The organism is Clostridioides sp. LIBA-6622 (assembly GCF_056716095.1).
The window spans coordinates 520,581-537,353 of sequence record NZ_CP196998.1; the positions used below are offsets into that span (position 1 = coordinate 520,581).

Genomic DNA, 16,773 nt, shown 5'->3' on the forward strand with positions numbered 1-16,773 from the left:
CCACCATAAAGTGGAGTCTTTCAGAAATAACATCTAACCTAAGCCTTAAAACAAACAGAATTTTTAACCTCAAGCTTTCTATTTATCTTAGCAACTTTAATCTTAATCTTATCCTTCAAAGGAATACATCCTATATTACTTTCACTTTTAACATCAACACTTCCAACAAACTTACCAGAATCATTATAATACTTTGCAATACCAACAATATCTCCCTTATGAATAGGATAACTTATATTTTTAAACACTATCTTAGGGTGTATATTCTCATTATCTGAAACAACCCCATATAAATCTTTATCAACTTTAACAGTTATCTTAAAATCGTCAACACCATCAACACAAGGAGTCTCTATAATGTCACCCTTATGAGCTATTTTTTTAGAATTAAAATTATCTTTACCATACTTTAATAAAGTAGCAGAAGAAGAAATTCTATTCTTCTTATTACCATCACCAAGAACAACTCCTATTAATCTATGATTTCTTTCATTTTTATCATCTTTAGGTACCATCATAGAAAATGCAAGACAATAACCAGCATTATCTGTATAGCCTGTCTTTATTCCATCAACACCAGGAACTGAAACAAGTAGGGGATTTGTGTTATAGTGTGTAAAATCTTTCTTAGTATCATTATATACTTGCATAGTAGTTATTCTAGTAACTTGACTTTCATAATGGTCATACATATACTTTCCAAGTGCAACTATATCATGAGCTGTCGATGTATTCTCAATAGGTGGTTCCTTATGTTCTGGGTCAGTATATATAGGAAGTCCGTTTGGATTAAAATAATACGTATCAAGCATTCCTATTTCTTCAGCCTTCTTATTCATCATATTTACAAAATTCTTTTCAGATTTACCAACATGTTTAGCTATAGCCATAGCAGCATCATTTCCTGATACAAGCATAAGACCTTGCATAAGCTCCCCTAGAGAGATTTCATCACCATCTTTAAGTTTACAAGTAGAACCTCCTACTGAAGCTGTAGACTTGTCTATCTTTACCATATCAGTTTCTTTTACCTGATTCTTATTGACTGCTTCTATTGCAAGTAAAAAAGTCATCATTTTACTTAAACTTGCTAGAGGCATTTTTTCATCACTATTTTTTTCAAATAATATTCTTTTAGTTTCCTGGTCTATAAGTAGTGCTGCTCTTGAAGAGTTTGGTACTGGTGGAGTATCTGCAAATGTAAATCCAGGCGTTATAAATATAAAAATTAATGCAAGTATTGTTAACTGTTTTATTTTTTCTTTCAAAATCTCATCCTCCATTTCATATATTAATTAACATGCACAAAGTAGGTGCTGTAAGTTTTATTTATTTAGATACTCATTAATCATATCTATTATATAAGCAATTTCTTCATCTGGTATCAAGATATTAAAATAAGCTTCTGTTGGCTTAAAAGCCTCATGTATTAAATTATACAGTTCATAATTTTTACTGATTAACTCAGTAATGTTATTATATGGAAAAGTTGTATTTTTAAAACACCTTTCTATCATAAAAGAACAATGAAGTATATATCCTAACTTAAACTTGCTTTTTAGACTTTCATCTATCAATTCTATTATTGAAAATAATGACGAATTGACATAATTGAATAATTTAACCGAGTCTAAAAGTTCTAAGTTTTGAGACATAAAGTTTATTATTAAGCTATTATATGATAGATTGGTTTCTTTTATATTAGTAATACTATTAGCGTTAAATGTGCCTTCTATTATCTTATTCAACATATCTAGACCATACCCATTTAGGAGCTCCTCTATGTGAATAAATGGGGTATTAGCCACATTAAAATCCACACTGCCAACAACTGCCAAAATTTTAGTGTTACTAAATTTATTTCTATACATTTTAAAACTCTCTATATTATGAGGAACTAAATTAATACTATATTTATTAATACTTTTTAGTGAAGAGTTTATAAAATCTGCTATCTTCATAGCTGAACCATAACCGGTTATACAAGTCGTTATTATGACATACTCTCTTGATTTTTCAGAATAATTTATTTCTGTTGAATCAATTGCAGCTCGTCCAATATATGGATTTAAAGAGCTTAAAGAATTAGCCAATTCATCCAAAGTCATTTCGGGTAAGGTACTTTTTCTTACTGCCTCTAAAACTATTGGAGTAGATACCATCTCGATAGAACGTGTTTTAATCCTTGTTTTTTCTGAAATAAGTTCTCCAAAAGCTATGAGAGAACCCATATCTGTTAAAAGAAGTACTCCCTTACCTTCATCGCATTCTTTTACCAATTCTATAGCTTTATCAAGTATAGTACTTACCTTTACATCAAGAGGCATATCAATTGCATTACAGTGGTTTGTACCAAGTAATGAATTTGCTACATCACACATACTACTGGCTGTTGAATTTCCATGAGCAAGTATTATGACACCTATACTTTCAGATTGATTATTTGGTTCAAGATATGTGCTATTTAGGAACATAGATATAAATTTCACTTCATCTTTAGGTAGTGATGTTTGCAAATCGTTTTCGATTATACTTAAAACTATTTTAGCTATATTTAAATCTTTATCTAAGAAAATTTTATCATTATATAGATTGTACTTAGGATTATATGTGTCTTGATTTATATTTTCTATGAGTGCACTTATATGCATTGAAAGAGCAATATAAGTTTGTTTTGTATATTTGTGTCTTGATATTTTTTCAGCTTCTTTTAAAGAGTGTTCAACAGCATAGTAAATCTTTGGATTAATTACCTTAAAAATTTCATTACTTGTATAATCAGAATGAGTTACTGAAGATATTGAAAGCAACTTTGTAGAGTATTTTTCCATGTAATTTATAAACATACTCCTTATATCATTTTCCAGATAAGGAATCTCTGTAGAATATTTAAACCCATTGTTTGGTGTATCTATATTGTATTTAGATAGTTCTTTTGTATATTCAACTTCTAAATTGTTACCATTAAATTCATAAAAAAGCATGTAATCAAGCTCTGACAATTTATTTAGATTACTTCGATTTTCATTCAATTTTAAAAGACCAGTATATATATAATCAGGAACAAGAGACAAATCTATTTCTATATTTTCCTTTAGACCAGTCTTATAATTTAAAAAAGCTCTTGCACTCATAAGTTGTATATCAGATTTAAGTTGACCTATATTACCAAAACAATCATAAAGAAGTAAAGATTTAATTACATCTTTGTGAACTCTTATAGTCGCGGTGGTGTATTTGGATTCTATAATAAAGAAGTATTTAATAAGAGATAATCTTTCTTTTAAGGACCTATCCTGTAAAGCAGGTAGGTTAATTGTAACTGGAATTCTTCTTAAAAAAGTCCCAAGTAAGGAAGAATGTATATCTTCTGTTGTGGCACACACAATAAAAACAGTAGCTTTATGTACGATATCAGATTCTCCTAATCGTCTGTATATGCCTTTGTCCATCAAAAGAAAAAGCATCTCTTGACCCTCTGGGGGTAATCTATGTATTTCATCTAAGAATAATATACCTCCATCAGCCTGTGCGACTATCCCGAATTTATCCTTATTAGCGCCAGTAAAAGAGCCCTTAACATAACCAAATAAATTACTTAAGAGTAAGTTAGCATTCTCTGCATATTCAGCACAGTTGAATACAACAAATTTACTTTCAGAAGAAAAGACTCTACTTTCTACAGCATATTTGTACATTGTTTCAGCAAATGTACTTTTTCCAACACCAGTAGGTCCTATTAGTAATGTATTAAGACCTTTTGGAGGATAGAGTATAGCAGATTTAGCTTTTTCTATAGCTAGTTTAAGACTAGAATCATGCCCAAGTAATGTTGAAAAAATATCTTCTGAATCATTTTTACTTGATTTAAGTAGTTCATTACAATTACTTATGGAAAACTTAGAGTTGTCTAAAGTATGACCAATTAAATTTTCAATAATACCAGCATGTAAAAACAAAATAGGTTTGCCAGATATCTTTATAACTTTTTTTTCATTAAATAGGTTATTTAATTCTTTACTGGTATTACTTCTATCAAGAACTGAATTGTTAGCAACTTCTATTGTAGTAAATCCTGCTTTCTCTGATTGAAGGTCTTTTAAAGTTATATTCTCACATAATTTATGTAGTGATAATAGAACCTTATCTTTTCTTAGCATATATTGCCTCCTTTCTTTATATTTAAGTTATATTTAAGTTATATTAAATATATTATAATATATATTCAGTATTAAAATAAGGTTTATAGTGGATATTTTGTATTTTACTTTTTAATATGTTGTTTTGTGGAATGGATGGTGTTAAAATAAGAGTTGCATTATATTAGATATGGATTTTTATGGATTTAGTTAGGCTATTATGTTGTTACATAGATAAATATAAGTTTTAAATACATTTCAATATATATAGTATCCTTTATTGATGTATGGTAGATATATATGAAGAAATATGAAAGTAACTAATAAAGTTATTGATAATTCATGTATATATTTAGTAATAATGTTTTGTATTATAATAAGGAATCTTTTATATTTTAAATATATAACTATCAAGTTGAAGTAAAACTCATGAAAATTAAAAAACGAAAAATTAGAAAGTATATAGTTTTATTGAAGATGAGACTATACAATTTAAAAGATTATATCAATGGTTGAAAGTGTTTGTCATATATTAATTCAGCCATTTTATGCTGTAAATAACTTTAAAATTTAATTTTGACAAGCATAAAAAACAAGTTTTTTCATAAAATGTAAATATTGGATATAGTTTATTTGAAATAGTTTAAATAAATAATATCCTGTAATAAAATATGAATAATACTATAAAAGAATGGGAGATATGTTTTGTGGATATAGATAGAATTTTAAATTTTTCCTCAAATGCAGGTAAAGCTATGTTGCAAAGTGGGGGAGAAACTTATAGAGTTGAAGAAACGATAGCTAGAATATGTCAATCTTTTGGAATAGACCATGTAGACGTATTTGCAACTCCAACAGCTGTAATGGCGTCTGTGTTTGTAGATGGGAAATTACATTCAGCAATTAAAAGAATAAGTTCAAGAAGAGTAGACCTAAACTTAGTTCATGAGGTTAATTCATTATCAAGGGCAATAAGTATAAATAATTTGGATATTGAACTATGTGAGAAAATTTTAGATGAGATAAGTGAAAATAACTATTATTCAGACTTAATAACCATATTTTTTGCAGGTATTGCAGCAGCGACGTTTTCGATACTATTTGGAGGGAATATAGAAGAGTTCATAGCTGCATTTACTGTGGGAATTTTAACTAAGTTTGTTACTATGTACTTAAATAAATCATCATTAAATGACTTCTTTGTAAATGCAATTGGAGCAGTTATTATAGCTCTTTGTTCTATTATAATCTTGAAGCTTGGATTTATAAAAACGATAGACCATCTGATAGCAGGAGCGATAATGTTATTAGTCCCTGGTCTAGCTCTAACTAATGCATTAAGAGATTTATTAGATGGACAATTAATTTCTGGTCTTGCAAAGTTAGCAGAAGTATTTTTTATAGGTGTATCTATAGCAGTAGGAATGTTCTTAGTACTTGGATTGTACTTCAAGTTAGGGGGGATATAAATGCATTTGTTTATAGAGGTGATAGCAGCTTTTTTTACAGCCTTAAGTTTTGGAGTGCTATTTAATATGAAAGGAAAGAATCTGATACTCTCAGGGATAGGTGGAAGTATCGCTTGGTTTTCATATAAATTTTGTTTAAATATGGGTGTGACTGAAAACCTATGTTTCTTTATAGCTACAGTGTGTTTTGCAATATATTGTGAGTTATGTGCTAGAATTTATATGACTCCAGCAACCACATTAAGTGTATGCTGTCTAATAATATTAGTACCAGGTTATGGAATATATAATACTATGTATTCTGTTTTGACAAATAATTATATCAAAGCAGTGGAGTATGGTGTAGGCACGTTATCATGTGCAAGTTCAATTGCTTTGGGACTGGTATTTATAACTACAGTATTTAGAAAAGTCAACTTATATGGAATGTTTACTAAAATAAAAGAAAATGAAAAATATAAGAAGGGTATAAATAAAATTAAACCACAAAAATAGAAAAAATTGACTTTTAGTTAAAAGGATGATAATATAATAACATAAAATAGAATAAGAATATCCAAATTAGAAAAGATGTTCTTATTCTATAGAAATAGTTTTTTTTTATTTCAAAAAACTGACAACTTGCATTACAGATGTAAGTTTTAGTGTTCAGTTTGTACCAAAAAATTTGTACCAATGTTAGAAATCTTAATTTAAATTGAAAAGGGGGAAGATTTCAAGATGGAAAAGCTGTCGGATAAGAGAAGAGTCAAGGCAGTAAGTATGGAAACATTCGTATTTATTGTACTATTGGCAGTAGGATTTGGATATGTAGGAAGCATCATGGGTGCAGGTATGATGTTTAAAGTAATAATGAGTACAGCACATGCGCTTTTATTAGATACAGTATTTTTAATAATGGCGATGGCAGTTCTTGCAGGTGCACTTAGTGCATTACTTTCAGAATTCGGAGTAATATCTTTAGTTAACAAGATATTTAAGGGTCTTATGAGACCTATATGGGGCTTACCTGGTGCTAGTATAGCAGGAGTAGTTGCAACATATTTATCTGATAATCCAGCTATTATACCATTTGCTAAAGACAAAACATTTACACAATATTTTAAGAAGTATCAGATACCTGCTTTATGTAACTTAGGAACAGCCTTTGGTATGGGGCTTATTGTAACAACTTTTATGATAGCTCAAGGTAAAGAATATGTACTACCAGCTATAATAGGTAATGTTGGGGCAATAATAGGTAGTATTATTAGTGTTAGAATTATGTTGACTTTTACTAAAAAGTATTATAATTATGACCCTAAAAGCGATACTGGAAAACAAGTAAATGAAAAAGGTACAAAAATTGAAGAGTTTAGAGAAATAAGAGATGGTAATGTATTCCAAAGAGGATTGGATGCTATACTTGAAGGTGGTAAGCTAGGTGTTGAAATGGGTATGGCTATAATACCAGGCGTTTTAGTAGTTTGTACATTAGTTATGTTATTAACTTTTGGACCATCTACAGACCCTGCTACAGGTCAGGCTGTTTACACAGGAGCTGCATATGAAGGAATAAAATTATTGCCTGCTATTGGTGATAAAATTGGCTTCATAATAGAGCCATTATTTGGATTCACATCACCAGAAGCAATTGCATTCCCTGTAACTGCACTAGGAGCTGTTGGAGCAGCAATATCTTTAGTACCAGAATTTATAAAATCAGGTGCTGTAACTCCTAATGACATAGCAGTATTTACAGCAATGGGTATGTGTTGGAGTGGATACCTAAGTACACACATAGGTATGATGGATGCTTTAGAAGCAAGACCATTAGCTGGTAAAGCTATACTTTCACATACAATAGGTGGTTTATGTGCAGGTATATGTGCCCACTTTATATTCATGCTCGTTGGATAAAGGTGTTCTAGAAATCAAATATTAAGATATTATAATTTATTAAATTGAATAAACTAATGATTTAAGTATAAAATTAAATTAGTAATTTAAATATATAAAGGTGCTGTTTTGAAATAGAGATTTACTTTCATTTTAAGACAGCACCTTTTATTAATTTAAATAAACTAATTAAATGTATTGATTGAATTTATTATGATAAAATTGTATTATATACAATAGAGCAAATTTAAACAGTAACAATAAGGAGGAATTGTGGTAGATGAAAAAGGAACGACTACATCATGAAGACTTAAAAGAGTATGACTATGATGAAGATGATTATCTCAGTAAAAAGGTGATTATTAAAGACTTCATAAAAACTATATTGGTTATGATGATTGCTACTGGAATATCAGTAGTTTTTGAAAAGGTAGGTTTTAATGAATCTAATATTATATTAGTATACATATTAGGTGTACTATTTGCTACAAGTATAACATATGGGTATTTTTTTGGAATACTTTCTTCAGTAATAGGAGTGCTATCATTTAACTTTTTCTTTACACACCCATTATATACATTTTTAGCTTATAGGAAAGATTATCCTATGACATTTTGTATTATGCTGATGGCAGCTATTATAACAAGTACATTAACTTCTCGAATAAAAAGAGAAGTGAGACTTTCTCATAAAAGAGAAAAGATGATAAGATTACTTTATGAGAATAACAAAACTTTACTTAGAGCAAAAAATAAGAATCAAATTATTGAATTCTGTGGGTCTAATTTAGTAAACATGTTAAATAGAACTGTTATAGTAACCATTGCAGATGATAATAATAATTTAGGTAAGCCAAGTATCTATATTTGTAACAATGATGGGAGTGAGAACATATTCCATTCAGTACTAGAGAAGGAAGCTATAAAAGAAGCTTTTAGGACAGGCGAGCCAGTTGGAATTGGAACAAAATATTGTAAAAAGAGTAGTGCATACTATTTTCCTATAAAAGGTCAAGAATCGAATGTCCTTGGTGTTATAGGTATTGCATGTTTTAAAATAGATATTATTACAGAAAATGAAAAGATATTGTTAGAAGCTGTTTCAACACAGGTTGCACTGGCAATTGATAGAGAAAATTTATTTGAAAAGAATAAAAAAGCGAATCTTGAGGCAGAAAGAGAGAGATTAAGAGGAAACTTACTTAGATCAATTTCTCATGATTTGAGAACACCACTTACAAGTATATTAGGCTCATCTTCAACTATACTTGAAAATGATGATGTAATAGACAAAGAAACTAGAGTAGAATTATTGAAAAATATATATGAAGATACAAGTTGGCTAACTCATTCTGTTGAGAACATACTTAGTATGACTAGAATAGATGAAGGCAAATTGGATATTGAAAAACAACCAGAGGTTGTTGATGAAATAATAGCAGAATCAATACTAAGAGTTAAGAAATTTGCTAATAATAGAGATATAGAAACTAATATTCCAGAAGAAATAATAATAGTCCATGTGGATGTATTGTTGATAGAGCAAGTTTTAGTAAATTTAATCGACAATGCTATAAGACATACACCTAAAAATTCCAAAATAGAATTAACTGTAAATAAAGAGTCAAATAGAGTCCTATTTGCAGTTTCAGATAATGGAAAAGGAATACCAAATGAAGATATTGATAATATATTCAATAGATTTTACACTAAGAATAAATCTAGAAATCTTGAAAGAAGAGGTATTGGTCTAGGATTAGAAATATGTAAATCTATAGTAGAAGCTCATGGAGGCGAAATTGTGGCTTTCAATAATCCTTCTGGAGGAGCTACATTTAGATTTAGTATACCTATATGCGAAGAGGAGGCGAAAGGCGAGTGGAAATAAAGCCATTAGTTCTAATTGTAGAAGACGATAAGCCAATTTGTAAATTTATAAAAGTGTCTCTTGAAACTCAAAATTATAGGTGTGTAGAGACTGATAATGGAGGAACAGCCATATCACTTATACATTCTCTTGACCCAGACTTAATAATTTTAGATTTAGGTCTACCAGATATTGACGGAATTGAGGTAATAGGACGAGTTAGAGCATGTGCTAAAAATAACAAAATAATTGTTGTTTCAGCAAGAGAGCATGAAAGAGATAAAGTTGAAGCTTTGGATGGAGGAGCAGACGATTATTTGACTAAACCTTTTAGCGTAACAGAGCTTTTAGCTAGAGTTCGTGTAGCCCTTAGAAATAAGGTTCAACAAGGTAATATGAGTAATGAAACTCCAAAGACTTTTGAGGTTAAAAATCTAAAGATAGATTATGAAAATCATACTGTTTCAATTAATGATAAAGAAATACATTTAACTCCAATTGAATATAAGATTATTGAATTAATGTCTAAGTATTCAGGAAGAGTTTTAACTCATAAATTTATAATAGATAAGGTTTGGGGAAGTTACTATGAAAGTGAAAACCAGTCGCTTAGAGTATTTATGGCAAGTATAAGGAGAAAGATTGAAAAGAATCCTGCTCAGCCAGAGTACATTTTAACTGAAGTTGGAGTAGGTTATCGTATGGCAGATGAATAATCACTAAATCAGGGCAATAGTAAAGATAAAAATTATTTGTTATTTGAACAAATATAAATATTTTAAACAGAATAGAAATAGCTATGTATATTATAATGAATAGATATAAAATCAATTTATCTAATTTTAAATATATATAGCTATTTTTATATTTCAAAATATACATTTTCATGATACAAGATATATTTTAAATAGGGATTAATTTCATAGAATTATTAGCTATTATAGAAAAAATATTTATATATAATATGTTATTTTTAATAATAAAGATTGAAATAAAAACTTGCTTTTTTTATCTTTTTGTATCAATCTTTGTGATATTATATAATATATCACCAGGAATAATATGGATAATTTGTTGTAGCTGGGGAAATTTTGAGGAACTATTAGTTATAGTAGTAATGTATGTATTTCAAACGGATGAAGTATTATCTTTCTATATGATTAAACTATTTATTTTATAGGAGTTTTCGTAATTTGAGTATCTGGGAGAATTGAATATAGGATATTGCTATATATTAAATTAAGTATTACAAAAGATGTACTAAATTAAGTATTACAAAATTTTATTCTATAACTAACATAATGGTGCGTTCTATTTATCAAAAAATATAACGTTATTAAGATGATATTTTCAACTATCAAAGAAGTATAATATCATTACCAAATGTATAGCACAACTTCAAAGCTTCAAAAATTCAAACTGGATAAAAGGAGTTATACATAAATGAATATGATAAATTTAATAGATGAATTGGATGAAATTGTATATGTTTCTTCCTTGGACACATATGAACTTTTATATATTAATAAAATTGGAAAAAAGGTCATGGGGCTTGATGATATATCTCATAGAAAATGTTATGAAGCATTACAAGGGAAAGATTCTCCTTGTGAATTTTGCACAAACTCCATTTTAAAAGAAGATGAATATTATATATGGGAAAATACAAATACTCGAACAAATAGACATTTTATATTAAAGGATAAGTTGATTAAATGGAAAGATAAATATGCACGATTAGAAATAGCTCTTGATATTACAGAAAAGGAAAATATAAGCAAATCAATAGCAGAAAAATTAGAAATAAAGGAGCTACTAGTTGCATGTATCAAATATCTTATAACAGAATCTAATTTTTCAGATGCTGTAAATTTAGTTTTAAGTAATATTGGAAAGTTCCACAAAGCTGATAGAGCATATGTTTTTGAAGTTTCAGAAGATGGAAAAAAAGTAACCAATACATATGAATGGTGTAATGAAGATGTTGAGCAACAGAAGCAATCTCTGAAAAATCTTGATATTAATGAAGTAAAAAATTGGTTTTCATTATTCCAACAAAAAGGATTTGTGATAATTGATAATATAGAAAATATAAAGGAAACACAGCCAATGGAGTATGAAATTTTAAGACCTCAGAACATTGAAAGTCTAATGGCTTCTTCATTAAAACAAGAAGATAAAATAATAGGGTTTATTGGGGTAGATAATCCACAAAAGGCTGTTGGAGATACTTCTCTTTTGACATCTCTATCTTATTTTTTATTAACTGAAATGAAAAAGAGAAAAGTAGAAAATAAATTAAATTATATGAGTTATTATGACTTCTTGACTGGAGCATATAATAGAAACAAATATATTAAATATATAGATAATTTTCACAATGAGAGAGTTAAAACTATAGGAGTTGTGTTTGTAGATATAAATGGATTAAAAGATATTAATGATAACTTTGGACATGCTAGTGGGGATTCTACTATTGTATCAGCTTGTGTAACAATAAAAAAATACTTTCATTCTCATAATGTTTACCGTATTGGAGGAGATGAGTTCATCGTATTATGTGAAGATATCTCAAAACAACTCTTTGAGGAATTAGTAATTTGGTTAAGTGAAGAATTTAAGGAAACTATGGTATATAGTGTAGCTATAGGAAGTGTTTGGAGTGAAAACAATATTAATATACATACATTGATTAAAATTGCTGATGAGAGAATGTACCAAGATAAGAAAAAATATTATAATAAAATTGAGTCTAAAACTAATGAAATAGAAGAAATGAAGAATTTAACTGATTTTACTAATGACACTGTATTTGAACATAGAGATTTAGATAGTGAAGATGACTTTGATAACATAGTGGTGGAGGGTTATTCTAAGGCTTATGAAAAATTGGTTTATAATGCATATGATATAATTTTGTCTATATCTATAGACGAAAATTTAATTACACCAATTTATCAATCAGAAAAAAATATTTTTAGTTTGCCTATAAAAGAGAATATACAGAAAACGTTTTTGTATATTAAAAATAACTTGATTCACCATGATGATAGAATATTATTTGATGGTAATAATTTTTTAAATTCGATTGATGGGTTTACTAACAATGGACAAGACAATTTAGAATTAAACTTTGAATATAGACGTCTAGGAATAGATAAGAGATATTATTGGGCATCAATTTATATATTAAAGATTACCAACAAAAATAAGCTAGGTGAAAAACAAACACATATTTTAGTTGCTATTAAAAACATAGACTATATCATGCAGATACATAGAAACCAAAAAGATATGTTGACAGGTTTATATAGTTATGAAGGCTTCTGCAAACAAACAACTCTATTACTTAAAAAATATCCAGACAAAAACTATGTTATTATAATGATGGATATAGATAAATTTAAAGTAATTAATGATATTTATGGTATCAGAGAAGGAGATAAGACCTTAATACATATTGCAGAATTGATTAAAAAAAACCTTGATTCTAATGGCATATGTTGCCGTATGTATGCAGATGTGTTTTGTATGTTTTGTGAGAGTTATTCGGATAGAGATATTCATAAACTAATTTATAAAATTACAAAAAGTTTAAATATGAAAAAGTTTGAATATATGTTAGTGCCATGTTTTGGGATTTATAGAATCTTAGATAACCGTATACCAATTACAAGTGCTTGTGAAATGGCAGGGTATGCACATAAAAAAGTAAAAAAACAGAGTATTAATCATTATATGTTTTATGATGAGACTATAAGAAATGATGCACTTGAAGAAAAGCAGATGGAAAGAGAAATGGAATATGCACTTAAAGATAGACAATTTAAAGTATATTTACAACCTAAGTATAATCTTAAAACAAAAAAAATTATTGGGGCAGAAGCATTAGTTAGATGGATTCATCCAGAAAAAGGTATAATACCTCCAATAAAATTTATTTCTCTATTTGAGAAGAATGGTTTTATCACTAAATTAGATATGTATGTATGGGAACAAGCATGTTGCCTAATTAGAAAATGGATAGATTTAGGTGAAGAGCCAATTCCTATATCTGTAAATGTATCAAGATTACATTTGCATAATCCACACTTTAGAAAAATAATTTTAAGACTAATAGATAAATATAATATACCAAAATCATTTTTGGAATTAGAGCTGACAGAGAGTTTATTTATCAAAAATATAAAGCTATTTACTAAGATAATAGCTGACCTTAGAACTGATGGAATTGTTTTAAATATGGATGATTTTGGCTCAGCATATTCTTCATTAAACATGTTGAAAAATATTAAGATTGATACATTAAAGATTGATTGTGGCTTTTTTAATAATGAAGGGATTACAGAAAGAGAAAAAATAGTTTTAAAGCATACTATAGCTATGGCAAAAGATTTAAACATGAATGTAGTTGCAGAAGGTGTAGAAACAAAAGAGCAAGCTGAATTTCTATTGAGTTTAGATTGTGTAATAATTCAAGGTTATTACTATTGTAAACCAATTCCAAGTGGTGATTTTGAAAATTTACTATATAATAATCAAGGCAGTAAATTGGTGAGAACTTAAGATAAACGATTTATTTAGGTTGTTTAACTGAATTTCAAATAAATTGAACCTAAAAATCCTATAAGAGTAGTCTGTGTATGTTTAATAAATTAACATTTCTAATTTTAAACATATGCAGACTTTATAATGTCTAAAATTTAAATTTTCAGTAATAAATTTATCTACAGATGTTTGTATATAATTCCTTTACCATAAATATAGAATGTGAGATAATAAATTAAATAAAAATAGAAAGTAATGAGGATAGAGTTTTTAGAAAGTATAAAATTGATGGATTAGGAGCGAAGTTTATGATAGTGGGTATTATAGGCCCTTCAGACTCTGGGTTTAAAATAAAAGATGATTTAAAACAGATAGACAGTGATTTAGAAACTAAAATATATGTAAGAGAAAAAGTGGTAGATACAATAGAAGTTATTTCTAAATGTGAAGAAGAATGTGATGCTATTATATTTACAGGGTGTGCAGTTTATGAATTTATAAAGTCTAAGTATGAGATAAGTAAACCACATTCATTTGTGCCAAGAAGTGGGACAAGTATAATGAAAGCATTTTGGGCAATAAAAAGTAAGGATATAAAGTTAGATAAATTCAGTATAGATGTAGTGGATAGATATGTAGTAGAAGATGCGCTTAAAGAATTTGATATTAACGCTACAAGTGTGTTTTGCAATCCATTTTCTTTAGAAGTTGGAGAATCTGAACTTGTGGAATGGCATATAAAATTATTTGAAGAAAATAAGACAGATATAATGTTAACTGGTTTTGGAGCGGTATACAATGAGTTAAGAGAAAGAGGTTATCCAGTATTTCGTCTACAAGCTACTATACAATTAATCAAAGAAAGTTATGAGAAAGTAAAGAGTGAATATGCACTAAGTAAGGCTAGATTTTCTCAAATTGCTGTTGAAATCTTAAGTATAATAGATTATAAAGAGAAGATAGATAACTATTATTCTGACATGATAAAAAAATCTGATATGGATAAGCTTGTAGTAAACTATGTGAGAAGTATCCAAGGCTCCTTATTTTTATTTGGAAGAAATGATTATGTTGTATTTGTTCATAAAGGGGTAGCTGATAATGAGTATAACTATGATAAGTTATTTAAACTAAAGAGAGACATAAAAGATATGGGATTTTCTCTTAGCATAGGAATTGGTACAGGAGTAACTGCATATCAAGCTGAGAATAATGCACATAAAGCATTAAGACACTCTATAGATTCAAAAGAAATTGGCATATACTTAGTTGATGAAGATGAAAATATAAGAGGTCCTTTAGCTTCAGAAAATGAATTAAATTATTCTTTAATGTTATCTGATGAAAAAGTAATAGATATATCTAAAAAGACTGGAATGAGTTGTGAATCAGTTGCAAAAATTATTGCTATAAGTGAAAATAGGAAAAGTAAGATTTATGATTCAAAAGAATTGGCAGAATATCTAAATGTAAGCGAAAGAAGTGCAAGACGTATATTAAATAAAATAGTGAGTGCAGACCTAGGTAGAATATGTGCTAAAGAAACCAGTATTGGTGGAGGAAGACCTAAAAATATTACTGAAATACTATTTTAAAAAACTGTATAAGCTACTTTAAATAAATTATTATATAAAATACCAAAACCTATGTAAAACAAGCTTTTAAGATATAACTTATAAAGTTGAGGATACATAGGTTTTAGTTTTATGATTTAAAGAGATATATTGTAATATTTATAATTTAATCATATGATAAACTATTTTAGCAGTATCATATAATTCATCTACATTTACATATTCATTAACTGTGTGAACATCATACATACCTAGACTTAATATAGCACAGTTATATCCAAGATTAGCTAGTATATTTGCATCACTTCCACCACCAATTACCATTGGGTTTGGAACAACACCAACTTTTTTTATTGCTTCTTCGCTCAATTTGAATACATGACTATCTCTACTAAGTTCAAAACTAGGATAAGACATATTATACTCAAAAGTATAAGTAGTATTAAATTTAGATGCAGCATCTTTGCAACATTTCTCCATATGACTAAGCTCATATTCTAAAGTTTCAGGTATATGAGACCTAATTTCAGCAGTCAATGTAACCTTGTCAGTTACTATATTTGTAGCTCCACCACCTTCTATTTTACCTATATTTGAAGTAGTTAATGAATCGATACGCCCTATATGCATGTTACTTATTGCATAAGAGGCTACTAATATAGCATTTATACCTTTTTCAGGCTCTATACCAGCATGTGCTTTCTTTCCATAGAAAGATATTTTTATAGATTGCTGAGCAGGAGCTTTATATGCTATCGAACCAATAGCTCCACCAGAATCTAAAATAACCATATCTTCACAAGGTAAGTTGTCAGGGTTAAAGTTTTTAACACCATGCATACCAGCTTCCTCACAGATTGTAAAACAAAGATAAATATCTCTATGTGGTATTTTTTCTGTAATAACATGTTCTAATGCTTCAAGTATGGCAGCTATTCCTGCCTTATCATCTGCACCCAGTGTAGTAGTTCCATCACTTCTAACTACATTACCATCCAGTACAGGTTTTACACCTAAGCAAGGTTGAACTTGGTCCATATGTGCACATAGACAAAGTGGTCGACTTCCTTCTTCACCTTTTATATAGGCAATAACATTTCCTGTATTACCACCATATTTTTCACCAGCATCATCTATAATGGCATCTATATTTCTTTCTTTTAAGTAGTTTACTAGCCATTTAGACATTTCTAATTCTTGATTAGATGGACTATCAATTCTAACCATATCCATAAAATTATTTATAAGTCTATTTTTATCTAACATAAATTTTTCTCCTTTAGAAAGATTTAATTAAG

The 16,773-nt window shown here is 28.5% G+C and carries 10 protein-coding genes; 7 read left to right on the forward strand and 3 right to left on the reverse strand.

Features of this window, described 5'->3' with window-relative positions; genetic code table 11:
- Positions 1 to 38 precede the first annotated feature (38 nt).
- Together ACTG47_RS02740 and ACTG47_RS02745 are read right to left on the reverse strand one after the other, a co-directional pair.
- Positions 39 to 1,283 carry a D-alanyl-D-alanine carboxypeptidase family protein gene (locus ACTG47_RS02740; protein WP_479926010.1) on the reverse strand — a complete coding sequence of 415 codons (1,245 nt, stop codon included), beginning with the start codon at positions 1,281 to 1,283 and terminating at the stop codon, positions 39 to 41.
- 42 nt (positions 1,284 to 1,325) lie between these two features.
- Positions 1,326 to 4,160, reverse strand: a complete 2,835-nt coding sequence (locus ACTG47_RS02745) for a sigma-54-dependent transcriptional regulator (protein ID WP_479926011.1) — start codon at positions 4,158 to 4,160, stop codon at positions 1,326 to 1,328.
- A gap of 650 nt (positions 4,161 to 4,810) precedes the next feature.
- Between ACTG47_RS02745 and ACTG47_RS02750 the strand changes: the two genes are divergently transcribed.
- The 7 genes from ACTG47_RS02750 (at position 4,811) to ACTG47_RS02780 (ending at position 15,496) form a co-directional block, all read left to right on the forward strand.
- Positions 4,811 to 5,608, forward strand: a complete 798-nt coding sequence (locus ACTG47_RS02750; protein WP_207716202.1) for a threonine/serine exporter family protein — start codon at positions 4,811 to 4,813, stop codon at positions 5,606 to 5,608.
- The gene (locus ACTG47_RS02755) at positions 5,609 to 6,103 is read left to right on the forward strand and encodes a threonine/serine exporter family protein (RefSeq protein ID WP_479926012.1); all 495 of its coding nucleotides are present in this window, start codon (positions 5,609 to 5,611) and stop codon (positions 6,101 to 6,103) included. It abuts the gene before it with no gap.
- A 225-nt stretch (positions 6,104 to 6,328) separates the two neighbouring features.
- Positions 6,329 to 7,507 (forward strand): CD0519/CD1768 family membrane protein, encoded by a 1,179-nt coding sequence (locus ACTG47_RS02760; protein ID WP_479926013.1) that lies wholly within the window; start codon positions 6,329 to 6,331, stop codon positions 7,505 to 7,507.
- Between the two features lie 259 nt (positions 7,508 to 7,766).
- A complete protein-coding gene (locus ACTG47_RS02765; protein ID WP_479926014.1) occupies positions 7,767 to 9,374 on the forward strand; it encodes an ATP-binding protein in 1,608 nt (535 codons plus the stop codon).
- Positions 9,365 to 10,069 carry a response regulator transcription factor gene (locus ACTG47_RS02770; RefSeq protein WP_169466412.1) on the forward strand — a complete coding sequence of 235 codons (705 nt, stop codon included), beginning with the start codon at positions 9,365 to 9,367 and terminating at the stop codon, positions 10,067 to 10,069. The genes ACTG47_RS02765 and ACTG47_RS02770 overlap by 10 nt, the downstream gene beginning before the upstream one ends.
- A 727-nt stretch (positions 10,070 to 10,796) precedes the next feature.
- Positions 10,797 to 13,919 (forward strand): bifunctional diguanylate cyclase/phosphodiesterase, encoded by a 3,123-nt coding sequence (locus ACTG47_RS02775; protein WP_479926015.1) that lies wholly within the window; start codon positions 10,797 to 10,799, stop codon positions 13,917 to 13,919.
- Positions 13,920 to 14,209: 290 nt separating this feature from the next.
- Positions 14,210 to 15,496 (forward strand): transcriptional regulator, encoded by a 1,287-nt coding sequence (locus ACTG47_RS02780; RefSeq protein WP_479926016.1) that lies wholly within the window; start codon positions 14,210 to 14,212, stop codon positions 15,494 to 15,496.
- A 138-nt stretch (positions 15,497 to 15,634) separates the two neighbouring features.
- Here the strand turns inward: ACTG47_RS02780 and ACTG47_RS02785 are convergent, their stop codons facing one another.
- Positions 15,635 to 16,741, reverse strand: coding sequence for a M20/M25/M40 family metallo-hydrolase (locus ACTG47_RS02785; protein ID WP_479926017.1), 1,107 nt, complete (start codon positions 16,739 to 16,741; stop codon positions 15,635 to 15,637).
- Between the last annotated feature and the right edge of the window lie 32 nt (positions 16,742 to 16,773).

Coding starts and splice junctions, on each gene's coding strand:
- ACTG47_RS02785 (WP_479926017.1), bottom strand. CDS start 16,741: ATGTTAGATAAAAATAGACTTATAAATAATTTTATGGATATGGTTAGA.
- ACTG47_RS02740 (WP_479926010.1), bottom strand. CDS start 1,283: ATGGAGGATGAGATTTTGAAAGAAAAAATAAAACAGTTAACAATACTT.
- ACTG47_RS02765 (WP_479926014.1), top strand. CDS start 7,767: ATGAAAAAGGAACGACTACATCATGAAGACTTAAAAGAGTATGACTAT.
- ACTG47_RS02755 (WP_479926012.1), top strand. CDS start 5,609: ATGCATTTGTTTATAGAGGTGATAGCAGCTTTTTTTACAGCCTTAAGT.
- ACTG47_RS02750 (WP_207716202.1), top strand. CDS start 4,811: ATGAATAATACTATAAAAGAATGGGAGATATGTTTTGTGGATATAGAT.
- ACTG47_RS02745 (WP_479926011.1), bottom strand. CDS start 4,160: ATGCTAAGAAAAGATAAGGTTCTATTATCACTACATAAATTATGTGAG.
- ACTG47_RS02760 (WP_479926013.1), top strand. CDS start 6,329: ATGGAAAAGCTGTCGGATAAGAGAAGAGTCAAGGCAGTAAGTATGGAA.
- ACTG47_RS02775 (WP_479926015.1), top strand. CDS start 10,797: ATGAATATGATAAATTTAATAGATGAATTGGATGAAATTGTATATGTT.
- ACTG47_RS02780 (WP_479926016.1), top strand. CDS start 14,210: ATGATAGTGGGTATTATAGGCCCTTCAGACTCTGGGTTTAAAATAAAA.